The sequence below is a fragment of the Bradyrhizobium sp. Y36 genome, from assembly GCF_002531575.1.
Classification (GTDB): domain Bacteria; phylum Pseudomonadota; class Alphaproteobacteria; order Rhizobiales; family Xanthobacteraceae; genus Bradyrhizobium.
Window position 1 is genome coordinate 159,741 of the sequence record NZ_NWTI01000009.1, and the last position, 21,631, is coordinate 181,371.

The window sequence follows — 21,631 nt, forward strand, 5'->3', positions numbered from 1 at the left end:
GGTGGCTTCCTTCATGCCTTTATCTCCCTAGACTTGGGCGTGACTCATCGTGGTGCGGCTAGCGCACCCGACGGCCAATTGTTTTCACTCGGAACACCCCATTTGCGAGTACTCACCGCGATTTGTCCCCACGCGGCGAATATCGACTGTCTCAGGGTCGATCAGCAATGCGGCGGCAATTTGACTCGATGATGTTGCTCCTGCGTCCGCGCACGAATAGAGTCTTTGGGAACTTGCGCGGACGACGATAAAAAGCATCAAAAATTCAGGGAAAACTTCAGGAAGATCATGGCCCGCATCAACTACAGCGACCCGTCCAAGGCATCCGACCGCACCCGCGAAATTCTCGACAAGAACCGCAACGCCAACATCTTCCGGATGATGGCGCACTCGCCGAGCTATTTCGAGCAGTACTGCCGCTTGGGCGGTGCGATCCGCCACAAGGGTGAGCTCGATCCTGTTGTCCGCGAACTCGCGATCACGCGCACCGGCATCTTATGCGAGGCCCCGTACGAGATCGTCGCGCACAAGCGTATCGGCAAGAATGTCGGCGTCACCGACGCGCAGAACGAGGCGCTCGAGAACTGGCAGGCCGCGACCTGCTTCAACGAGGTGCAGCGCGCCGCGCTCGCCTTCACCGACGAGATCGTGAAGCTGAGGAAGCCGACGGATGCGACCTTCAAGGCGATCGCGTCGAAGCTGACACCGGCCGCGCTGGTCGAGCTGCAGCTCTCGGTCGGTTTCTACATCATGACCTCGAAATTCCTGGAGACGTTCGAGATCGATCTCCAACCGGTCACCGACGTGGTGGGCTGACCGCAAAGACACGGCGAGGGATGCCGATGACGATCGACGAATACGCGGCCTGGGCCGCAACTATTGCCAAGGTCGACGAGCGTCCGTCCAACGAGCGGCTGTCCTATCTCGGGCTCGGCCTCGCCGGTGAGGCCGGGGAGGTCGCCGAGCACATCAAGAAGCTGCTGCGCGACGACTGGCTCGACAAGGCCGGCCTCGTCGACGAACTCGGCGATGTCGTCTACTACTGGGCCTGCCTGTGCGCGGCGACCGGCCAGCAGCCGTCAGAGCTGCTCGACAAGAGCGCGGCGAAGATCAAGCGGCGGCTGAGCGAGGCGGCGAGCCGCTGACGCGCTCACGTCGACGTCAGAATATCCACCTTGGCATTGGCGACGATCAGGCGGTCGGCGAGGAGCTGCGCGAGGTTGCGCATGACGCGCTCGCTGGCGCGTGGATGCTGCTTGCGAAAGCGATCGAACGCCTTCAGCGGCACTTCGTAGGCGGTCGCTGCCATGTCTGCAAACACGTCGGCTGAGCGCGTCGACTCCAGCAGCGCCATTTCGCCAAAGGCCATGCCGGCGGTGAGCGTTGCCAGGCGTACGCCGTCGGGCAAGGTGACGTGCACCGCACCGCTGCGCAGGAAGAACAGGGCGTCGGCGGGATCGCCGCTGGTGAGGATCTTCTCGCCGGACTGAAAGGTCCTGATCGTGCAGATCGAGGCGAGGTCGGTCAGCTCTTCGTCGCTCATGCCCTCGAGCAGCGGCTGCTCGGCCAGCTCGGTGGTCTCGTGAAAGTCGATCGAGCCGCCATAGCGATAGACGATCTGGTCTTCGGCCCATTCGATCGCGGTGTCGAGCAGATAGAAGTCGCGGACGTTCTTCAGCTCCGCGGTCCATTCCCGCAAAGAGTCCCACTCCTTTGATGCACGCCTGACGCCTGAAATCACGACGGTGACGTTCAGCGCGGCGAGCTCCTCGAACGCTTCGGCGATCAGCCGGGCGCCTGCGCGGGTGGTGGAGGTGACGCGGTGCAGGTCGAACACCACGATCTGCGGCCGCGGCCGTCCGGCCAGCCGCCGCGAGACGTAGTCCACCGCCGACAGCGATAAGGTGCCGACCAGCTCTATGACCCGCACCTCCTGCTCGTGCGCGGCCAAAATCTCCCGTTCCTGCGCCCGGCGCACGCGGCGCGACGGGCTCTTGCCGATGTCGTAATCGGCGATCACGGCGTTGCGGGCATCGTCGCTGCGATTGAGCATGTGCAGGTCGTAATGCGAGGACAGCGCCTCGCAGACCTTGATGCCGCGCACGCTGTTGCCATGCTTGTCGAGCTTGGGCGAATAGCTGCCGAGCCCGAGCCGGGCAGGGAGCGCGGCCAGGATGCCGCCGCCGACGCCGCTCTTGGCGGGAATGCCGATCCGGTAGATCCATTCGCCGGCATAGTCGTACATGCCCGAGGAGGTCATCACCGAGAGCGTGCGCGAGATCGCATATGCGCTCAGTACCTGCTCGCCCGTGACCGGATTGACGCCGCGATTGGCGAGCGTTGCCGCCATCACCGCGATGTCGCGCGCGGTGACCAGCACCGCGCATTGCCGGAAATAGACGTCGAGCACGGCCGCGACGTTGTCGGAGATCACCGCGTTGGTCTTGAGCAGATAGCCGATGGCACGGTTGCGATCGCCGGTCTGGCTTTCCGAGGCGTAGACGGCCTCGTCCACGCCGAGGTCGCGCCCGGCAAAGCGGCTGAGCGCGAGGCGGATCTGCTCGAAGGCGTCGGTGCCCTTGCTGTCGTAGATCAAGCCAGTGCAGGCGATGGCGCCGGCATCGACCATCGGATTGAATGGATGGTTCTCGGAGTTGAGCCGGATGGAATTGAAGGGATCGCCCGAGGGCTCGACGCCGATTGCGCTCTCGACCCGGCCTGCGCCCAGGAGGTCCAGTGCCAGCGCAAACACGAACGGCTTTGACATCGACTGGATGGTGAAGGGGACCCTGGAGTCGCCGACCTCGTAGACGTGGCCATCCAGTGTTGCGAGGCTGATGCCAAAATAGGCAGGATCTGCCTTGCTCAGCTCCGGAATGTAGTCGGCGACGTGGCCCGATGTCTCTGCCGAGAATTCGTTCAGGCAATTGTCCAGAAACCGCAGCAAGGGCGGTTTCGAACGGGTCCAGGCGGCGGCGAGAGGCGAGAGCGGTGTCATCGCCTCTCTTCTGCAACGCAATCAGGGGGCGCGCAACCCGTCCGGCACCAAGGTCTGCCGCCGGACCAGGAGCAGCGCGATCACGACCGTTGGCACGAGGATGGCAAGGCCCAGCAGCGTCACCTGCAGCTGCGACAGCGGCATGATTCCGCCGCCGGGGGTCGCCACCACGAAGCCGCCGATCACCAGCAGCACGCGGATCGGCCATTCCAGGCCGCCCGCGCCGCGGAGGTCGCCGACGAAGGGCTGGTAGCCCTGGATGCCGCCGCAGATGAACAGCGTGCCGAACGCCGCCAGCCCCATCAGGCCGAGGCCGGCGAAATAGGGGCTCGGTCCCTGCAGCACCAGCGCCGGGTTGAGCACGAAGAAGAACGGGATGAAGTAGATGATGCTGCCGACCCACATCGATTCCCAGCCGGTCTTCATCGCCGGCGAGCCGGCGATGCCTGCGGCGGCGAAGGAGGCGATCGCCACCGGCGGCGTGATCGACGACAGCATGCCCCAGTAGAAGATGAACATGTGCACCGCCATCTTGTTCAGCCCGAGCTTCTCCAGCGCGGGCGCGACCAGGATGGCGAGGAAGATGTAGCAGGCCGTCGTCGTCAGCCCGAGGCCGAGGATCAGGCTGGTAAGCGCGCACATGCCGAGCAACAGGAACGGATTGTCGCCGGCGATGTGCAAGAGGTCGTTGGCAAGGCTCGACACCACCCCGGTCATCGAGAACGCGCCGATCAGGAGGCCGCAGCCGGCGAGGATGCCGACCAGCTCGACGAAGGTACGGCCGTTGACCTCGAGGAATTTTCCGATCGTCGCAAACGTCCAGCGCGTGTCCCTGGAGAAGAGCTGGTTGAGAACCAGCAGCAGGGCGGTGGCGTAGAACGGCGCGTGGCTCTCGCGCTTGAAGTAGAGCAGCATCACGATCAGCAGCGCGATGACGAAGACGTAGTACCAGCCGTCCTTGATCGTATCCATGATCCGCGGCAGCTCGGCGCGCGGAATGCCCTTCAGCCCGTGGCGCGCGGCATAGGAATCGACCTGCATGAACAGGCCGATGTAGTAGAGCGCGGCGGGAATGATCGCGGCGACGGCGACCTCGGCGTAGCTGACATTGAGGAACTGCGCGATCACGAAGGCGGTGGCGCCCATCACCGGCGGCGCCAGCACGGCGCCGGTCGAGGCGCAGGCCTCGATCGCGCCGGCATAGGAGGCGCGGAAGCCGCTCTTCTTCATCACCGGGATGGTCATGGTGCCGGCGGTCAGCACGTTGGAGATGATCGAGCCCGACATCATGCCGAGCAGGCCGCTGGCGAAGATGCAGACCTTGGCCGCGCCGCCGCGGAAGGTGCCGCACATCGCGAAGGAGAGGTTGATGAAGAATTTTCCGGCGCCGGTCATCATCAGCGCGGTGCCGAACACCAGGAAGCCGATCACGGTGTCGGCAAAGGCCTGGATCGGAATACCGAGCAGGCTCTCGCCCGACAGCACGTGATAGGCGGTCGCCTGCTCCAGCGTCGACTGCGTGCCGCGGAACGGCCCGAGCCAGCCGGCCTCCGCGAACAGCGGATAGACGGTGAAGGGGAGCACGCTGAGCAGCAGGCTCCAGCCGCCGGTGCGGCGCAGCGCCTCCATCAGCATCACCCACATCACGAGGCCCGCCGCGATCACGTTGTTCGGCGCGCCGCCGAATTCCCAGCCGGCCTCGGCAGCCTTCCGTACGTTCGACATCAACAGCAGCGCCGCCGCGAAGGTGACGACGAACAGGACGAGATCATACCAGGGAATGCGGTCGAGCGGCGCGCGCTCGGTGCCCGGGAAGATCAGGAAGGTGAACGGCAGCATCAGGGCGATCAGGAGATAGAAGTACTCCGTGTTGAGCTGGGTGTAGCCGATGAAGAAGCGCAGCGAGAATTGCTGGTTGATGCAGAGCAGGATGGTCGCCGCGGTCGCGGCCACCAGCAGCCACCGCCATCCGCCACGAAGTGCGCGCACGCGCGTGACCTCGGCTTCCTGCATGTTGCCGGCCGCACCATGCGGGTCGTCGAACACGACCCTCTTGGGCTCGTCTTGAGGGGCGGTGGAGGTGGAAGCAGAAGACATCGTCGACCCCGGACGTGGGCTGTTGAACGCAGACTAGGCGAACGGCACTTGTTTGAAGCGGTCGGCCCGCGGGCTCTCTGACCTCTCCCGCTTGCGGGAGAGGGGGCGCGCTTCCGGCGGGGCAGCGATCGAGCCCAACAGCATTGCGCTCTAATCCTCAAATCCATTCGGCATGTCGGCTTTCGCGAGTGCCGCTGCGCGCGCCTTCATCCAGCCGTCGAGGAAGGCCTTGTCGTCCGACGGCGGATTGGACTTGCCGTACTCCGTCCATGCGGCGCCGAGCACCTCTTGCCGCTTGATCAGCTTGGTGTTGTGCGCCTCCTGGGCATCGCTCCATTGCCCGGCTTCCTTCAGTGCCTTCACCGCACCGGGATGCACGGGCACCACCCAGTTCTTGGTCTGGCGGTCGGCGGCGAGCCCGCCCGCGCCGGGCGCGGAGTCCTTATAGGCGTCGTAGTTGACGATCATCGCCTTGGTCATCGCATAGACCTGGTCGGCGGGTTGCGAGGCGTAGGTCACGAAGATCGGGTAGGGGTAATTGCCGAGCTCGACCGGCTTCTCCGGCGAGATGCCGGCGCCGCAGGTTGCGGTTTGCGGGAAGAAGAACGATCCGACCTTCTGCATCCGCGCCCAGCCCTCTTTGTCTTTGGCCGGCAGCGGCGGCCAGATCAGGCCGCGCGGCGAGGTCTCGGCTTCCTTGGCGGGGCCGGTGATGGTGGTGCCGAAGGCGGCGTCGACGTCGTTGTTGATCAGGCCCTTCCACATCGCGCCATAGCTTGCGAATTCGACGGCCTTGACGTCCTTCTGCGTCAGCCCGGCGAAGGCGAGCACTGCGAGCGAGTTCTGGTTCAGCGCGGGCGAGCCGACCACGAAGCCGACGCGCTTGCCTTTCAGGTCCTTCAGCTCCTTCACGCCGGTGTCGGCGGCAACGCCAAGCGAGCCGCAGTTGCAGTCGACGGTCGAGAGCATGATCTGGAGCGGCTGCGGGCCCCACTCCTTGGCCCCGAATTCGAACACGCCTTCCTGCGCGAAGTAGGTGCCCGATCCCATCGCCGCGGATGCCGCGCGTTTGGAACGCAGCGGCGCGAGGCGGGCCACGTCGTTGCCTGCGGGGAGCACGCGCACGTCTGTGCCAAACTTGTCCTTCATCATCTTGCCGACGCCGACCGCGATGTTGAAGCCGGCGGTGCCGGTGTCATAGGCGGTGAAGGTCAACGTCGCCGGCAGCTTGATGTCTTCGGCGGATGCGTAGCGTGTAGACGCAAAAGAAATGCCCGCAACCAGGGCAGGCGCGAGCATGAACAGCCCACGAAGCATGTTTCCCTCCAATGATCCTCGCTTTGCCGCGAGGGTTTTCTTTCTTTGTTTGAAACAACGTTTTGTTTGCAAGAGATCATGTCATCGCCATCAAGCGATGGCAACGCCGTACCACGCATGGAGGAATGACGCTGACAGATTGTCGCGGAAACAGCGGAGAATGCAGTCAGTTCGCGACGATCGCGATCGCCTGTCCCTCCGCAACGACGTCGTCGAGATTCACGAGAAGTGATGTGATCGTGCCGTTCGCAGGCGAGGGCACCGGTATCTCCATCTTCATGGCTTCGACCACCACAACGTCATCGCCATCCGCGACGGTTCCTCCAACTTGCACGGGAGTTGCGCAGATGCGTCCGGCGACTTCCGTGACGATCTTAATTTCTGGCATGCCATCGCCTTTTTGTTGTCGTCGCAAAATGCCTGAGGTAGCGTCGTCTGCAAGTGGAATTTAATTCCGCAGAGCGGAACATACGGTAGGGAACATGGGACGACGATCCGAGCGGTTGAGTAGGCAAGGCGTGCTCGCTGGCGATGCCGGTGAGGGAGATGTCATCCAGGTGGTGTCGCGCGCGTTCGACGTGTTGCGATGCTTCGAGGGCCACGAGGCCAGGCTCGGCAATCTCGAGATTTCCAATCGCTGCGGTCTGCCGCGCTCGACAGTGTCGCGGCTCACGCACACGCTGACGCGCATGGGCCAGCTGGTCTATCTGCCGCGCGACCAGAAGTATCGCATCGGCCCGAGCGCGGTGGCGATGAGCGCTTCGATGATGAAGGGCGCGCAGCTGCGCAGCATGATTCGCCAGCGGCTGCAGGAAGTCGCCGAGCAGCTTCCGGGCACGGTCGGTTTCGTCGTTCCCGATCGCTTCCATCTCGTCTATCTCCAGTTCGCGCGCTCGGCTTCCGCGCTCGGCCTGCACGAGGGCACCGGCAGCCGCATCTCGATGGCCTCGACCGCGGCCGGCGCGGCCTACACGGCGGCGCTGGCGCCCGAAGTCGGCGATGCCTTCATCAACGACATGGAGCGGGAAGCGCCCGAGGCTGCAAAGATCCTGCGGCCCCGCATCGAAGCCAATCGGCAGTCGCTGCGCGAGCGCGGCTATGTCACGGCCTGTGGCCTGTGGAGCCCGCACATCAATGGCCTGGCGGTGCCGATCTGGTCGCCGCAGTACCAGACCTTCGTCGTCATCACGATCGGCCTTCTGTCGGCGATGTATGACGAGCAGCGTCTGCATGACGAGGTTGCTCCGCCGATGCTCGCGCTCGGCCGCTCGCTCGGCAGCCTGATGGAGGGCGCCGAAAGCGACGCCTTCGCCAATCGCATTTCGCGTAAACCGGTCGCAATGGCCGTGCATAACAATAACAAGCCGATCAATTCGGAGGGAGTGAATGAACTGGAAGCCGGAACTCGACGAGCTCGCCCGGCGCGAAGCCTTCGCGCGGGAGATGGGCGGCGTTGACAAGGTCAAGCGACAGCATGACCAGGGCCGGCTGACTGTTCGGGAGCGCATCGACAAGCTGATCGACAAGGGCAGCTTTCACGAGATCGGTGCGGTCTCCGGCATCGGTGAGTACGATTCCAGCGGCGATCTGAAGAAGCTGACGCCGGCGAACTGCGTGTTCGGCCGCGCCCGCGTCGACGGCCGCACCGTCGTGGTCGTCGGCGACGATTTTACGGTGCGCGGCGGTTCGGCGGATGCGTCGATCTCGGCGAAGCCCCTGATGGCGGAGGAGATGGCGCATGACTTCCGTCTGCCCATCGTCCGCATCATCGAAGGCTCCGGCGGCGGCGGCTCGGTGAAGACGATCGAGACCAAGGGCGCGGCCAATCTGCCTGGCGGCATTGGCGGCACGCGCTGGTATCGCTTCACGACCGAGAATTTGTCGCGCGTGCCGGTGGTCGCACTTGGCCTCGGCTCGGTCGCGGGCCTGGGTGCCGCGCGCCTTGCCGCCAGCCATTATTCGATCATGACCCGAAAGTCCGCGATGTTCGTCGCGGGACCCCCGGTGGTGAAGGCGCTCGGGCAGGACCTGTCGAAGGAGGAGCTTGGCGGCGCCGACATCCAGACCCGTGCCGGCGCGGTCGATCATGCCGTCGACACCGAGGAAGAGGCCTTTGCCTGCGCGCGGCGTTTCCTGTCCTACCTGCCGTCGTCGGTCTACGAGCTGCCGCCGTCCTTGCCCTGCACCGACAATCCTGAACGTGGCGACGAAGCGCTGATGAACGCGGTGCCGCGCAACCGCAAGCAGGTCTACAAGGTGCGCCCGATCATCGAGTCGGTCGTCGACAAGGGTTCGTTCTTCGAGGTCGCCAGGAATTTCGGCAAGCCGATCATTGTCGGTCTCGCCCGGCTCGAGGGCAGGGCGGTGTTGGTGCTCGCCAGCGACAGCTTTCACTATGGCGGCTCATGGACCGCGGATGCCTGCCAGAAGGTGGTGCGCTGGGTCGACTTCGCCGAGACCTTCCATCTGCCGATCGTCTATCTGATGGATTGCCCCGGCTTCATGATCGGCCTCGATGCCGAGAAGGCGGCGACCATCCGCCATGGTGTCCGCGTCATGGCCGCGGTGAACCAGACCACGGTGCCCTGGTGCACCGTGATCCTGCGCAACGCGTTCGGTGTCGCCGGTGTCGTGCATCAGCCGGCCGACCGTTTCTCGATCCGCTACGCCTGGCCGTCGGCCTATTGGGGCTCGCTGCCGCTCGAAGGCGGCATCGAGGCGGCCTACCGTGCCGACATCGAGGCGGCCGAGGACAAAGCGGGCAAGCTGGAGGAGATCCAGGAGCGCCTCAACAAGCTGCGCTCGCCGTTCCGCTCGGCCGAAAAGTTCTGGGTCGAGGAGATCATCGATCCCCGCAAGACGCGCTCGCTGCTGTGCGAGTTCGCGCGTCTGGCCGAGCCGCTGCGCAAGGTGGGGCCACCGGAGAACTTTTCGATCAGGCCGTGAGGCATGAAGGTCCTCGTGCCCCGGACGCAGCGCAGCGCGTCTTCAGCGGTGCGCTGCAGAGCCGGGGCCCATCCAACGGCGAATGCGGAGTCTCCTGGGTCCCGGCTCTGCGCAGCAGCGTTTCACGCTGCAGCGCGTCCGGGACACGAATACCGAGACAATCCAAAACACTTCCGTGACCAAGCGGTCTCGCGTTAAGCTCCGCCAACAAGAACAACAGGAAACGCCAATCGTGTATGACTTCATTATCGTGGGCGGCGGCTCGGCGGGGTCCGTGCTGGCTCACCGGCTCTCCGCCAGGAGCGCCAACAAGGTCCTGCTGTGCGAAGCCGGGCAGGACACGCCGCCCGGCAACGAGCCGGCCGAGATCAGGGACAGCTATCCGGGCACGGCCTATTTCGATCCGCGCTTCCACTGGACCGAGCTCAAGGTCACGACACAGGTCGTCAGCCACAACAATCCAAACGAAGCCCGTCCGCCCTTGCGCAAATACGAGCAGGCGCGCGTGCTCGGCGGCGGCTCCTCGATCAACGGCCAAATGGCCAATCGCGGCGCGCCGACCGATTACGACGAATGGGACGCGCGCGGTGCCGAGGGCTGGCGCTGGAACGACGTGCTGCCGTTTTTCAAGAAGGTCGAGCGCGACCTCGATTTCGACGGTCCTTATCATGGCAAGGACGGCAGGATCCCGGTCCGCCGCATTCCCCGGGAGCACTGGACCAGGCACTCTCAGGCTTTCGCCGATGCCTTCCAGCAGGCCGGCCATCAGTACCTGCCGGACCAGAACGGCGAGTTCGTCGATGGCTTCTTCCCAGTGACGCATTCCAACCAGGCCGAGCAGCGTGTTTCGGCCGCGATGGGCTATCTCGATCGCGACACCCGCAAGCGCGCCAATCTCACCATCTCCACCAACACGCAAGTCCGCGAGCTGCTGTTCGAAGGCACGCAATGCGTCGGCGTGAAGGCCGTGGTGAACGGGCGCGAGCAGGAATTCCGCGGCCGCGAGATCATCCTCTCCAGCGGCGCAATCCACTCGCCGGCGCATCTGTTGCGCGCCGGCATCGGCCCGGTCGGCCATCTCAAGGACCTGGGAATTCCCGTGCTGATGGGATTGCCGGGGGTCGGCCAGCGTCTGATGGACCATCCTTCGATCTCGCTCTCGTCCTTTGTCCGCCGCGGCGCGCGCATGAACGAGCACACCAGGCGCCACATGCAGCTCGGCCTGCGCTACTCGTCGGGCCTTGCGGGCGTGCCGAAGGGCGACATGTTCGTCGTGCTGCTCTCCAAGTCGGCCTGGCACGCGGTCGGCGAGCAGATCGGTTCGCTCCTGACTTTCGTCAACAAGACCTATTCGGAGACCGGACAGGTCAAGCTGGCCTCGCGCGATCCCTCGGCGGAGCCCATCGTCGAGTTCAATCTGCTGTCCGACCGGCGCGATCTCGATCGCCTGATGAGCGGCTTCCGCAAGATGGCGGCCATTCAGATGAGCGACATCGTGAAGAAGGTGACGGACAAGCCGTTCCCGGCCGCCTACACCGACAAGGTCCGAAAGATCGGCGTCGTCAACACCAGGAACAAGATCCTGACCAAGATCGCCGCGACGCTGATGGACGGACCGGCGGCGCTGCGTCACTACATGATCGACAATTTCGTGGTGGAGGGCTTCACCTTCGATCAGGTGATGAACGACGACGAGGCACTGGAAGCCTTCGTGCGCAAGGCGACCATCGGCGTCTGGCACGCCTCGTGCTCATGTCGCATGGGCCGGCCCGACGATCCGATGGCGGTGGTCGACAATCAAGGCCGCGTCAAAGGCATCCAGGGCCTGCGTGTCGTCGACGCCTCGATCTTCCCCGTGGTGCCCTGCGCCAACACGAACTTCCCGGTGCTGATGTCGGCGGAGAAGATTGCGGCTGCGATCATGCAATGACGGCGGTGCGCGCGGCGGTTTAGGGAGCCGCGTACTACACGAAATACTACGCGTCACCCGGTCGAGGGCGGCAGCGGATGCCCTTTTTTGCCGCCCTTTAGGCCCATTTCGGTCAATCAATATTGGTTTCTCCGCAGCGGGGCAGGACCCTCCAACTCAGAGTCCTGCAATGATCAAACAGGTTGTTTCTGCGTGCGTCCTCGTTGTCGCCACCTCCGCCGTTTCCGAAGCGCGGCCCTATCGCATCCTCCACGCGCCCGAATGCAACGTCACCATGCCCTGCGATTTCTCGAATTCGCAGATGGGTCGTGAGCGGGCTCCCAGGGCTTCGTTGCAGCAGGCATCATTGGGGCAGGCTTCGCTGCAGAGGTCTTCGCTGCAGCCCTATCGCTCGATGCAGATGACGGTGACCGATGGCGGCAGCGCCGCCACCACGATCAGCGTCTCCGGTGAGCGCATCGTCGGCGGCCGTCCGGCCGGTTGCCCGTCGTCATTCTGCGGCTGCGGCGCGTCCTTGCGCGTGTTCGGGCGCGTCGTGCCGGAATTGAATCTGGCGTCCAACTGGCTGCGCTTTCCGCGCACGGCGCCGGCGCCGGGAATGGTCGCAGCGCGCCGCGGGCACGTCTTCGTTCTGGAGCAGCATCTCGGCGGCGATACGTGGATGGCCTATGACGCCAATTCCGGCGGTCACGCCACGCGACTCCACGCGCGCTCGCTGCGGGGCTACACGGTCGTCAATCCGCGCGGCTGAGACCATGGCTTGGGTGCGCGGCGTTCCTCACAGCCGCAGCACCTTGCCCGGATTCATGATGTTCTCGGGATCGAGTGCGCGCTTGATGGTGCGCATGATGTCGAGCTCGGTCTTCGAGCGGTAGCGGCTGAGCTCGTCGAGCTTGTCGATGCCGATGCCGTGCTCGGCCGAGATCGAGCCGTCCATGGAGGTGATGAGATCGTTCACCGCCCGCGTGATGGCGTTCTTGTATTGGGTCAGCGTCTGCTGATCCATGCCCACCGGCGCCATGAACGAAAAATGCAGATTGCCGTCGCCGATATGCCCGAGAGGATAGGGCCGGATGGACGGGAGAATGTCGCGCACGGCCTTGAGCCCGAGTTCGATGAATTCCGGAATCCTGGAGATGGCTACCGAGACATCGTAGCTGAGCCCCGGCCCCTCGGCGCGCGAGGCTTCGGCGACGCTCTCCCGGATGTGCCACATGTTGCGCGATTGATGTCCGGTCTGGGCGATCACCGCGTCGAGCACGCGTCCGGCCTCGAGTTGATCGGCAAGAAATTGCTCCATCTTCTCCGCGATGCCCGTGGCGCCGTCCTGGCGCGCCCGCGACGACGACCATTCCAGCAGCAGGTACCATGGCGTGTCCGCCTTGAGCGGATCCTGCGTGCCGGGAATGTGGCGCAGCACCATGTCGACGGCGCTGCGGCTCATCAGCTCGCAGGAGCCGACATTGTCCTCGGATGCACTGTGGGCTTCCGACAGGATGTCCAGCGCCGCGCGCGGATCCCGGATCGCCAGCCATGCGGTCGCGACGTCCTTCGGCGCCGGCCAGAGCTTGAGCACGGCCTTGGTGATGATGCCGAGCGTTCCTTCGGCACCCATGAAGAGGTGCTTGAGGTCGTAGCCTGTATTGTCCTTCTTGAGCGCGCGCAGACCGTCCCAGACATCGCCGTTCGGCAGAACGACTTCGAGTCCCAGGACGAGATTGCGGGCATTGCCGTAGCGGAGCACCTGCACGCCGCCGGCATTGGTCGACAGATTGCCGCCGATCATGCACGAGCCCTGGGCGCCGAGGCTGAGGGGCAGGAACCTGTCGTGCCTGCTTGCCGTCTCCTGCAGAGACTGCAGCACGCAGCCGGCCTCGACCGTCATGGTGTAGCCGGTGGCATCGATGTCCAGCACGCGGTTCATGCGGCCGAGCGACAACACGATGCCCGTGTGCGCGGGCCAGGGCGTGGCGCCGCCCATCAGGCCGGTGTTGCCGCCCTGCGGCACGATCGCGACCCCATGCTCATGGCAGAGCCTGACCACCTCCGCGACTTCCTCGGTGCTGCCGGGGCGAACGACGGCGCCAGCGCCTCCAACCAGCAATCCGCGCCAGTCCGTCACGAACGGCTGCTTGCCGTGTTCGTCCTCGATGAGGCCCTTTTCGCCGACGATCGCGCGCAATGAATCGCGCATGCGGGCGGTGAGCGGAGCGGTAGGGATGATGGGTTCGGACGACGGACCGGCAGCCGGCATTTGTTTCCCTTCTTGTTTCCCCTGGCGCATCTTGATGTGCACTGCGCACGACCCGTGCGTCAGGGCATTGTCCACGTTTGCGCGGCGGAGTCTAACGGCAATCTGTCTCTCATCTGCAGAGCAAGGTGGGCAGGGCGGTTTGCGTCGAGCAGCGCGCGCGGCATCGCCTTCGGATGCCTGTTCGAGCCGCGACCACGAGGCGCTGGATCCGCGGTCCGCGGGCACGCGCAAATGGCGGCTCCTCCGGAAATATACGGGTGTTTCCTAGGGTTTAGCGTCAATCGCTGCGATTGCATTTAAGCGACATTAATGATGCCATCTCGATATGAGACATCTCGATCCGTTTCGGCTGTGGTTTGCGAATTGGCCGTAAGCGTTGATTAAGAGAGCCATCGACATAGTCCGCCCGTGATGGGGGGAGTGCCGGGATCGAAACCCGACAATCTCTTCCCTCGATTTCGCAGGGAAAGGACCGCTGCCGCAACGACGGCAGCCAGGATGAACCTCATGCTCCGCCGCGCAATGCTCTGTTTTGCGACAGACCGGAAGGCCAACGTCGCCATCATCTTCGCGCTGACGATGGTCCCTATCATCTTTCTCCTGGGCATGACGCTCGACTACACGCTGGCCTTGCGCAAGCGCGAGCAATTGAACGCCGCCGCCGACGCCGCTGCGATCGCAGCCGTAAGGCCGGCGATGCTGACGCAAACGACCAAATCCGTCATCGAGGCGACGGCCACGGCCGTCTTTGCCGCCAAGGCCAATCTGCCCGGGCTCGTCGCCGTGCCGACGCCGACGGTCACGGTCACGGATGTCGGCCTCGCGCGGACGATCACGGTGTCCTACGTGGCGCAGTCGGTGAACAATTTCCCCGGCGTCCTCGGCAAGCAGACCTGGCAGGTGTCCGGTTCGTCGACGGCGAAAGCGTCGAGCGCACCCAATATGAACTTCTACCTGCTGCTGGACGATTCCCCGTCGATGGCGCTGGCGGCGACCCAGACCGACATCGACAACATGGTTCTCGCCACGAAGAACCAGCCCACCTATGCGAAGAATTGCGCCTTCGCCTGCCATGAGGCGCATCCCAACAACGCAGCCCCCAGCTCGTCGAACAAGGACAATCTCACGGTCGCGCGTGCGAACAACATCACGCTGCGGATCGATCTCGTGACGAATGCCGTCAAGCAATTGATGGTCGGACCCTGGACCTGCCCGCAGTCGGGCACTTCGGGCGGCGTCATGCAGTGCATGTCGGCGCTCAACAACACGACCTACCAGGCTGCCATCTACACCTTCGACTACGCCCTGAACACGATCCAGACGCTGACCACCCCGAGCACCGCCGGCACGAAGATCGGCAACATTCAGCTCCTGACGGTCGATCACCAGAACTGTCCCGTTCTCAACGGCTCGGGCGGCTGCATCTATACGACCGACTACGGTACAGATATCTCGAAGGGGCTGACGGACCTCAACGCCGCCATGCCCAATCCCGGCGACGGCAGCGCGACCGGCACGCCGCAGGAAGTGGTCTTCCTCGTCACCGACGGCGTCGAGGACAAGCTCATCCCGAAGTCGGGGGGCAGCTGCGACTCAAACGCCACCTATCCGCTTCCGTCAGCCAACAGCACGACCGCGCGATGCCAGCAACCGCTCAACACGGCGATATGCGACACCATCAAGAGTCGGAACATCCGTATCGCGATCCTCTACACCGAATATCTGCAGCTGCCGAGTGATGGCTGGTACACCAGCCGTATCGCGCAGTTCAACAATCCGACCTCGTCGACGGGCACGATCGCGCAACGGCTGCAATCCTGTGCCTCGCCGGGCCTGTACGCAAACGTCCAGAATGGCGGCGACATTTCCAAGGCGCTGACCGACCTGTTCATCAAGGTCGCGTCCAGCACGGCCAGCCTCGTGCAGTAGGAAAAGGGCCATGTTCGGATCCGCCGCGACAATGAGGAGACGCCGCCATCGCTGCGCCGCGTTCGCGCGGGACAGCAGAGGTGCCACGGCCGTCGAATTCGCGCTCGTCGCAGCGCCGTTCCTCGCGCTGGTCATCGCGCTGATCCAGACCTTCCTCGTCTTTTTTGCCCAGCAGATGCTCGAATCCGTCGTGCGCCAGTCGGCGCGCCTCGTCATGACCGGGCAGGTTCAGTCCGCGCAGATGACGAAGGACGTGTTCAAGCAGAAGGTCTGCGACCAGATCGTGATCCTGTTCAAGTGCAGCGGCCTGATGGTCGACCTGCAAGTGGCGACCTCGTGGACCTCCGCGAACACGGGGATGCCCACATTGACCTTCGATGCCTCGGGCAACGTCAACAACACCTGGCAGTACGACCCCGGCGATGCCGGCGACATCGTCGTTCTCCGTGTCATGTACGTGTGGCCCGTCGTGCTTGGGCCGCTCGGTTTCAACCTCTCGAACCTCGGCAACGGCAACCGGCTGGTTATGTCGTCCGCCGCGTTCCAGAACGAGCCAGGAGCCAACTGATGATCTCCGCCCTGACATCCCGCGCTCGGCACCTCTTGACCGATGTCCGCGCCGTTGCCGCGACGGAGTTCGCCATCGTGACGCCGTTCATGGTGGTGCTCTATATCGGCGGCGTCGAGCTCGGCAACGGGCTCGCCATGAACGTCAAGGTCAGCGCCACCGCGCACAGCGTCGCCGACATGATCACGCAGAACACGCAGGTCAGCGCGACTCAGATGTCCGGCATCCTCGCGGCTGCGGGGGCCATCATGGCGCCATATCCCATCAAGAATGGCAGCGCCTCCTTGATGACGATCACGGTCTCGGAAGTCTCCACCGACAGCAGCGGCAAGGCGACGGTGCAGTGGAGCACGTCGACCAACGCGTCAGCGGCGAGGACTGTCGGCCAGCAGATGACGTTGTCGTCCTTTACCGCACCGGGCGGGACCACCAACGCCAACATCTCCCTCATCCTGAGCGAGGTCTCCTACGACTATACGCCGAACCTCGGCTTCACCATCGCGGGCACCGTGAAGCTGTCCGACAGCTATTATCTGTTCCCGCGCTGCTCGACCAACGGTCCGGGCGGCTCCTCGAGCTCTCCCTATTACGACATCAAATATCCGGCGACCACCTGCACCTGCGTGCAGCATTTGCAGCAGAAGACCTGCTGATCTCGCGAAAGGCGAGCCTGCTCGAACGGCATGCCGCGGCGTTGCCGCATCCGACGTTCCGAGGATTGTTCATCTCGCTGGCGCAGCCCGCCTGCAATTGTCTCCGTGCGCTTTCCGCGCGCGGCTCGCCGCAACACCTCGCATCTCTTCACGTCATCGGAGCGGGCCCGTCGCTCACAACAGCGCCCGTGCATTGTCGCTGCAGGGGCGGGGACGGTATTCCATCCGCGGGGTTGAGTTTATGAAGCGATCGGTCTAATAATTCGACATGAACAGGGAAGCCTCGGTTTCAGAGCGGCGTCGACGCGGTCGTCCTCCGAAGGACCAGTCGCAGCCGAATGCGCCGCGCGCGCGCTTGCTGCGCACGGGCCTGGCGATCCTGACCGAGAAGGGATTCAGCGCCGTCGGCGTCGAGGAGATCCTGGCCGCAGCGGACGTGCCGAAGGGGTCATTCTATCACTACTTCGCCAGCAAGGAGGCCTTTGGCCTCGAGCTGATCGATACCTATGCCGCCTATTTCGCGCGCAAGCTGGACCGGTGGTTCGACGATGAGACGCGGGCTCCGCTGGATCGTCTCCGCGATTTCATCGCGGACGCGAGGTCGGGCATGGCACGCCACGGCTATCGACGCGGCTGTCTGGTCGGCAATCTCGGACAGGAGATGGGCGCGCTGCCGGAGCCGTTCCGGCAGAGCCTCGCCGCCGTTTTCAGCGATTGGGAAGCGCGAACCTCCCGCTGCCTCCGCGCGGCGCAGGCGGCGGGCGACATACCCGGGGGCATCGATTGCGATAGTCTCGCGCATTTCTTCTGGATCGGCTGGGAGGGGGCGGTGCTGCGGGCGAAGCTGGAACGACGCCCCGAGGCGCTCGACGTCTTCGCGCGAGGCTTCCTCGCGCTGATCCGATTTCCATTGACCAGCCCTTGAGGATCTCCAGGCCATGACCCAGACACCTGCCGTCAGCCGCTTTCTCGTTCCTGAACTCGCCGAGATGCCGGACGACATCCGGGCCCGCATCCTCGCCGTCCAGGAGAAGTCCGGCTTCATTCCGAACGTGTTTCTCGTGCTCGCGCACCGGCCCGACGAGTTTCGCGCGTTCTTCGCCTACCACGATGCGCTCATGGACAAGCCCGGCAACCTCACCAAGGCCGAGCGGGAAATGATCGTGGTTGCGACCAGCAACCTCAATCAATGCCAATATTGCGTCATCGCGCATGGCGCCATCCTGCGCATCCGCGCCAAGAATCCGCTGATCGCCGATCAGGTCGCGGTCAATTATCGCAAGGCCGACATCACCGACCGGCAGAAGGCGATGCTCGACTTTGCCGTGCGGGTCTCGACGGAGGCCTACAAGGTTTCCGAATCCGATTTCGCCACGCTGAAATCGCACGGCTTCACGGAAGAGGACGTCTGGGACATTGCCGCGATCACGGCCTTCTTCGGTCTCTCCAACCGGCTTGCCAACGTCACCAGCATGCGGCCGAATGCGGAATTCTACACCATGGGACGTGGCTGACGGATCGCTTCGGCAAGTGCGCTCGTTCGCGCGGAATGGAGAACGGCCATGGAGATCTCATCTCGGCAGCTGGCCTGCGGGACCGACGCGCAGAAGATGCGCGCGGCCGATCTCGTCCTCGGAGGCGACAAGCCGGCGATCTGCATCACCGAGCCTGACGCCGGCAACGATGCCAGCGGCATGACGACCCGGGCCGACAAGCGCGGGAACCGCTCCGTGGAAGCTGCCGCAGACGCGGGACGGCTACGTCTCGTCAAAGGTCGTCACGAAAAAGGACCAGGACGGCGGGACGCGTGACGCGTCCGGATTGGGAAGCGAGGGAGAGGTGGAGAGATGACAGACTTCGTAACGCCGCGAGAGATGGCGGAGATGATCCCCTCGGGCTGCAAGCTCGGTTTGGCGCCGGACGATTATGCCGCGGCCCCGGGATTGGTCCGGATGCTGATCGATCGCGGCATTCGCGATCTTCACGTGGTCTGCGCGCCGATCGGCGGCATGCAGGTCGATATGCTCATCGGCGCCGGCGCCGTGGCGACGCTGGAGACCAGCGCGGTCAGCCTCGGTGAAGCCGGCGGCGCGCCCTGTTTCAGCCGGGCGGTCCGAGACGGATCCATTCGCCTGCGCGACGCGACCTGTCCCGCGGTGTTTGCGGGCCTGACGGCGGCGGAGAAGGGCGTTCCGTTCATGCCGATCCGCGGCATCATCGGCAGCGACGTCCTCAGGAAGCGGGACGACTGGAAGGTGACGTCGAACCCGTTCGATGACGCTGAGAAGATCGTCGTGGTCTCGGCGATCCGGCCTGACATCGCCTTGTTTCATGCACCCGAAGCGGACCGGTTCGGCAACGTCCGGCTCGGCCGCCGGCGCGAAACCATGCTGCTGGCCCACGCGTCCAAGAAGGCTTTCGTGACCGTCGAGCGCATCTCCGAGACGTCGCTGCTCGAGGACGAGAAGATGGCCGCCGGGGTGCTGCCCGCGATCTATGTGGGTGCGGTGGCTCAGCTCGAGAAGGGCGGTTGGCCCACGGGGCTCTACGCCGAGTATCCCAGAGACGGGCAGGAGGTCGAAAAATACGCGCGCGCGGCGCGCTCGCCGGAAGGCTTCCAGGCCTACATCCGGGATTCCGGGAGCGCGGCATGAGCGAGGCGTGCACCAGCCGCGAGCTGATGATCTACACGATTTCGCGGTTGCTCAAGGGCGTGCGGCATGTTGCGGTCGGCCAGTCGTCGCCGATGCCGGCTGCTGGCGCGATGTTGTTGCGTGCGCTCAACGAGCGTGACGGACTGGAGCGCGTGCAGGTCTCGATCCTCGGCTCGGTCAAGCACAATTCCTTCACCGGCGGTGCCGAGGAGTTGTTCGATTGCGCCGCGCAGGGGCGCCTCGATGCCTTCTTCCTCGGCGGCGGCCAGATCGACGGGCAGGGTAATGTCAATCTCGTCGGCACCGGCGACTATCCGAACAATCAGGTCCGATGGCCCGGCTCGTTCGGCTCCGCCTATCTGTACTTCCTCGTTCCCAGGGTTATCCTGTTCCGCGAGGAGCACAGCCTGCGATCCCTGGTGGAACACGTGGACTTCGTGTCTGCGCCAGGCGTCAGCGACGAGACGGTCTATCGGCGCGGCGGTCCGCATGCCCTCCTGACCAATGCGGCGTTGTTCTCGTTCGAGAAAGAGGCGGGACGCTTCCGCCTGGAGAGCACGCATCCCGGATATGATTGGCGCGACATTCGCGGCACCACCGGCTTCGCATATGACAACGAGCAATGCGAGATCACGACCCCGTCCCCGGACGAGGCGACCTTGGCCCTGATGCGGAGCCGAATTCGCGAGGAGCTGCGCGAATGCTATCCCCAGTTCGCGGGCAATATGCCGGGACCGGGTTGAGGTAAGGGTAGCCGCTCCGGTCGCTCCCGGCGCCTTGGCTCGCCCTGGCTCGGGGGGGCCATGGCCCGCAAGCCAAGCTGATCGGGGCGACATCAATCGCGTTGCGGCCAAACGGGAACGGCGGGAGCTCGCTGCGGCGATATCGGTCCATCATCGATTGATGGCCGATGCCGGCAACGTTCAGGCAATCTCTGCAACATTTCTAAACATCTTCGTCATCATCCCGCGGCCATCGGGGCATAGGACGCGCTCAGACTTTACGGATCAGGATTGACAGGATGCCATTGAAATTCTCGGCGGCGCGCATGGGCATGGGCATGGGCATGGGCGCGGCCTGCCTCGTGCTCGTCGGCACCGGCGCGGTGCGCGCAGAGCCCGTGTTCGACGGTCTGGCCGGCGCGTGGTCGGGTATCGGCACGATGAAGCCGTCCGACGGTCCGCGCGAGAAGGTCCGCTGCAAGGTGGCGTACAACGTCACCAAGCCAGGACGGTCGCTGACGCTTGATCTGCGTTGCGCAAGCGACGCGTACAAGATGGTCCTGTCCGCCAACATCGAGCAGAGCGGGACGGAGCTTTCCGGCAACTGGTTCGAGAGCGAATACCGGCAGGGCGGCAAGGTCTACGGCACCAACAAGGACGGCCTGATCGAGGCGCGAATTGAGGGAAACACGGTGGCTGCGCTGGTGACGATCCAGACCAGGAGCAATCGTCAGTCCTTCCTGATGGAGGCGCCGGGCTCCTGGATGTCGGAAGTCGCGATCGAATTGAACAAGGACGCGAAGTGACTTCGATCGCTTGAGCTCGATCCCTGCTCACGCGCAACAATTCTCCATACGCAGCAATCCTTCTCCGCTTGGCGGAGCAGCACCACAACCCGCTATCGTTCCCATGAGACGCTAGAATTCCTCAAATTCTCGCGCCAGAGGACGGCCGCCTCGCACCCGGACGTTGACACTCCCCGAGCAGCCGGCGGCGGTCCTCTCTCCCGTCTCAGCGTCCTCCCCATTTGTAACAGTCGATTGCCGGAACAGAGGAGTGGCGCGGACCAAGAAGACGAGAATTCGCTTTACAAGAATTCGGAAATAGCGCATATTCCGTCCATCCCGCCCGCCGCAAGGGGCGTTTCGCGATCGTCACGAGACGCGGGCCGGGAGGCGGTGGCCGCGACGGCGTCGGCGCGCCGGGCAGACTGCAGGGCGGGAATCCCCCGTGAGCAGCTGCCCGCGCGATACGACACGGCGCTGACAGCGTCCTCGTTCGGCCGCGATGGCGAGCGCACGCCAGCCGTCGTGGACAGGGGCTGAGGATGTGCGCGGACGGCAAAATCGTGTGGTCCTGACGCCCGGGGTCTGTGCGTCAAGTGTTGCGGTGATGTCGCGGCCCAACCGGGTCCGCGCATCAGTCATCCGCAAGGCGACGGGGGCAATAGTGCATCGCTCCCCGGGGAGAGCACGCAATAAGCCGTAGAGCCACTGCGCAGGGAAGGCCGGGCGTTCCGGCGTCACCTGTGGTCCGCCCCGTGCGCGTCTTTGTTCGCACACG

20 protein-coding genes are annotated in these 21,631 nt (G+C 64.4%); 15 read left to right on the forward strand and 5 right to left on the reverse strand.

Translation table 11 applies throughout. The features are described from left to right. Window positions 1-288 precede the first annotated feature (288 nt). Complete coding sequence (locus CO669_RS17815; RefSeq protein WP_097661138.1) at window positions 289-816, forward strand: carboxymuconolactone decarboxylase family protein; 528 nt, start codon at window positions 289-291, stop codon at window positions 814-816. Window positions 817-842: 26 nt separating this feature from the next. Next, on the forward strand, window positions 843-1,145 hold the full coding sequence (locus CO669_RS17820; protein WP_198964080.1) for a nucleoside triphosphate pyrophosphohydrolase family protein: 303 nt from the start codon (window positions 843-845) through the stop codon (window positions 1,143-1,145). 5 nt (window positions 1,146-1,150) lie between these two features. On the opposite strand, the gene glsA is transcribed toward CO669_RS17820, so the two are convergent. The 4 genes from glsA to CO669_RS17840 form a co-directional block, all read right to left on the reverse strand. Next, on the reverse strand, window positions 1,151-2,998 hold the full coding sequence (glsA, locus tag CO669_RS17825; RefSeq protein ID WP_097661140.1) for a glutaminase A: 1,848 nt from the start codon (window positions 2,996-2,998) through the stop codon (window positions 1,151-1,153). Window positions 2,999-3,019: 21 nt separating this feature from the next. Next, complete coding sequence (locus tag CO669_RS17830) at window positions 3,020-5,095, reverse strand: TRAP transporter permease (protein ID WP_097661141.1); 2,076 nt, start codon at window positions 5,093-5,095, stop codon at window positions 3,020-3,022. Between the two features lie 150 nt (window positions 5,096-5,245). Further along, entirely contained in the window at window positions 5,246-6,412 is a 1,167-nt protein-coding gene (locus CO669_RS17835) for a TAXI family TRAP transporter solute-binding subunit (protein ID WP_097661142.1), read from the reverse strand. A gap of 166 nt (window positions 6,413-6,578) precedes the next feature. After that, entirely contained in the window at window positions 6,579-6,800 is a 222-nt protein-coding gene (locus CO669_RS17840) for a biotin/lipoyl-containing protein (protein ID WP_097661143.1), read from the reverse strand. A 94-nt stretch (window positions 6,801-6,894) separates the two neighbouring features. On the opposite strand from CO669_RS17840, the gene CO669_RS17845 reads away from it, so the two are divergent. From CO669_RS17845 to CO669_RS36000, 4 genes are all read left to right on the forward strand, one after another. After that, the gene (locus CO669_RS17845; RefSeq protein WP_097661144.1) at window positions 6,895-7,869 is read left to right on the forward strand and encodes an IclR family transcriptional regulator; all 975 of its coding nucleotides are present in this window, start codon (window positions 6,895-6,897) and stop codon (window positions 7,867-7,869) included. After that, window positions 7,799-9,358 (forward strand): acyl-CoA carboxylase subunit beta, encoded by a 1,560-nt coding sequence (locus tag CO669_RS17850; RefSeq protein WP_097661145.1) that lies wholly within the window; start codon window positions 7,799-7,801, stop codon window positions 9,356-9,358. The genes CO669_RS17845 and CO669_RS17850 overlap by 71 nt, the downstream gene beginning before the upstream one ends. A 232-nt stretch (window positions 9,359-9,590) precedes the next feature. After that, on the forward strand, window positions 9,591-11,288 hold the full coding sequence (locus CO669_RS17855; RefSeq protein ID WP_097661146.1) for a GMC family oxidoreductase: 1,698 nt from the start codon (window positions 9,591-9,593) through the stop codon (window positions 11,286-11,288). A 169-nt stretch (window positions 11,289-11,457) separates the two neighbouring features. Beyond that, window positions 11,458-12,039 carry a hypothetical protein gene (locus CO669_RS36000; protein ID WP_198964081.1) on the forward strand — a complete coding sequence of 194 codons (582 nt, stop codon included), beginning with the start codon at window positions 11,458-11,460 and terminating at the stop codon, window positions 12,037-12,039. 27 nt (window positions 12,040-12,066) lie between these two features. On the opposite strand, the gene CO669_RS17865 is transcribed toward CO669_RS36000, so the two are convergent. Next, complete coding sequence (locus tag CO669_RS17865) at window positions 12,067-13,542, reverse strand: FAD-binding oxidoreductase (RefSeq protein ID WP_097661147.1); 1,476 nt, start codon at window positions 13,540-13,542, stop codon at window positions 12,067-12,069. A gap of 507 nt (window positions 13,543-14,049) precedes the next feature. Here CO669_RS17865 and CO669_RS17870 point away from each other — a divergent pair. From CO669_RS17870 to CO669_RS17910, 9 genes are all read left to right on the forward strand, one after another. After that, entirely contained in the window at window positions 14,050-15,471 is a 1,422-nt protein-coding gene (locus CO669_RS17870) for a TadE/TadG family type IV pilus assembly protein (protein ID WP_097661213.1), read from the forward strand. 10 nt (window positions 15,472-15,481) lie between these two features. Beyond that, entirely contained in the window at window positions 15,482-16,039 is a 558-nt protein-coding gene (locus tag CO669_RS17875) for a TadE/TadG family type IV pilus assembly protein (RefSeq protein ID WP_097661148.1), read from the forward strand. Then, a complete protein-coding gene (locus CO669_RS17880) occupies window positions 16,039-16,692 on the forward strand; it encodes a TadE/TadG family type IV pilus assembly protein (protein WP_097661149.1) in 654 nt (217 codons plus the stop codon). Before CO669_RS17875 ends, CO669_RS17880 begins: the two co-directional genes overlap by 1 nt. Window positions 16,693-16,960: 268 nt before the next feature. Beyond that, window positions 16,961-17,617, forward strand: a complete 657-nt coding sequence (gene acuR / locus CO669_RS17885) for an acrylate utilization transcriptional regulator AcuR (protein WP_097661150.1) — start codon at window positions 16,961-16,963, stop codon at window positions 17,615-17,617. A 13-nt stretch (window positions 17,618-17,630) separates the two neighbouring features. After that, window positions 17,631-18,206, forward strand: a complete 576-nt coding sequence (locus tag CO669_RS17890) for a peroxidase-related enzyme (protein ID WP_097661151.1) — start codon at window positions 17,631-17,633, stop codon at window positions 18,204-18,206. 48 nt (window positions 18,207-18,254) lie between these two features. After that, on the forward strand, window positions 18,255-18,503 hold the full coding sequence (locus tag CO669_RS36005) for a hypothetical protein (RefSeq protein ID WP_198964082.1): 249 nt from the start codon (window positions 18,255-18,257) through the stop codon (window positions 18,501-18,503). Window positions 18,504-18,539: 36 nt separating this feature from the next. Continuing rightward, on the forward strand, window positions 18,540-19,346 hold the full coding sequence (locus tag CO669_RS17900) for a CoA transferase subunit A (protein WP_097661152.1): 807 nt from the start codon (window positions 18,540-18,542) through the stop codon (window positions 19,344-19,346). Further along, window positions 19,343-20,089, forward strand: a complete 747-nt coding sequence (locus CO669_RS17905; RefSeq protein ID WP_097661153.1) for a CoA-transferase — start codon at window positions 19,343-19,345, stop codon at window positions 20,087-20,089. Before CO669_RS17900 ends, CO669_RS17905 begins: the two co-directional genes overlap by 4 nt. Before the next feature lie 278 nt (window positions 20,090-20,367). Continuing rightward, window positions 20,368-20,874: a hypothetical protein gene (locus tag CO669_RS17910; RefSeq protein ID WP_097661154.1), complete on the forward strand. Its 507-nt coding sequence runs from the start codon at window positions 20,368-20,370 to the stop codon at window positions 20,872-20,874. Window positions 20,875-21,631 lie beyond the last annotated feature (757 nt).

Excerpts from the sequence above, each read along its gene's own strand:
- CO669_RS36000 (WP_198964081.1), top strand. The coding sequence starts at position 11,458 with ATGATCAAACAGGTTGTTTCTGCGTGCGTCCTCGTTGTCGCCACCTCC.
- CO669_RS17905 (WP_097661153.1), top strand. The coding sequence starts at position 19,343 with ATGAGCGAGGCGTGCACCAGCCGCGAGCTGATGATCTACACGATTTCG.
- CO669_RS17815 (WP_097661138.1), top strand. The coding sequence starts at position 289 with ATGGCCCGCATCAACTACAGCGACCCGTCCAAGGCATCCGACCGCACC.
- CO669_RS17840 (WP_097661143.1), bottom strand. The coding sequence starts at position 6,800 with ATGCCAGAAATTAAGATCGTCACGGAAGTCGCCGGACGCATCTGCGCA.
- CO669_RS17835 (WP_097661142.1), bottom strand. The coding sequence starts at position 6,412 with ATGCTTCGTGGGCTGTTCATGCTCGCGCCTGCCCTGGTTGCGGGCATT.
- CO669_RS17890 (WP_097661151.1), top strand. The coding sequence starts at position 17,631 with ATGACCCAGACACCTGCCGTCAGCCGCTTTCTCGTTCCTGAACTCGCC.
- CO669_RS17845 (WP_097661144.1), top strand. The coding sequence starts at position 6,895 with ATGGGACGACGATCCGAGCGGTTGAGTAGGCAAGGCGTGCTCGCTGGC.
- CO669_RS17875 (WP_097661148.1), top strand. The coding sequence starts at position 15,482 with ATGTTCGGATCCGCCGCGACAATGAGGAGACGCCGCCATCGCTGCGCC.
- CO669_RS17830 (WP_097661141.1), bottom strand. The coding sequence starts at position 5,095 with ATGTCTTCTGCTTCCACCTCCACCGCCCCTCAAGACGAGCCCAAGAGG.
- acuR (WP_097661150.1), top strand. The coding sequence starts at position 16,961 with ATGAACAGGGAAGCCTCGGTTTCAGAGCGGCGTCGACGCGGTCGTCCT.
- CO669_RS17880 (WP_097661149.1), top strand. The coding sequence starts at position 16,039 with ATGATCTCCGCCCTGACATCCCGCGCTCGGCACCTCTTGACCGATGTC.
- CO669_RS17865 (WP_097661147.1), bottom strand. The coding sequence starts at position 13,542 with ATGCCGGCTGCCGGTCCGTCGTCCGAACCCATCATCCCTACCGCTCCG.
- glsA (WP_097661140.1), bottom strand. The coding sequence starts at position 2,998 with ATGACACCGCTCTCGCCTCTCGCCGCCGCCTGGACCCGTTCGAAACCG.
- CO669_RS17850 (WP_097661145.1), top strand. The coding sequence starts at position 7,799 with ATGAACTGGAAGCCGGAACTCGACGAGCTCGCCCGGCGCGAAGCCTTC.
- CO669_RS17910 (WP_097661154.1), top strand. The coding sequence starts at position 20,368 with ATGCCATTGAAATTCTCGGCGGCGCGCATGGGCATGGGCATGGGCATG.
- CO669_RS17820 (WP_198964080.1), top strand. The coding sequence starts at position 843 with ATGACGATCGACGAATACGCGGCCTGGGCCGCAACTATTGCCAAGGTC.
- CO669_RS36005 (WP_198964082.1), top strand. The coding sequence starts at position 18,255 with ATGGAGATCTCATCTCGGCAGCTGGCCTGCGGGACCGACGCGCAGAAG.
- CO669_RS17870 (WP_097661213.1), top strand. The coding sequence starts at position 14,050 with ATGCTCCGCCGCGCAATGCTCTGTTTTGCGACAGACCGGAAGGCCAAC.
- CO669_RS17900 (WP_097661152.1), top strand. The coding sequence starts at position 18,540 with ATGACAGACTTCGTAACGCCGCGAGAGATGGCGGAGATGATCCCCTCG.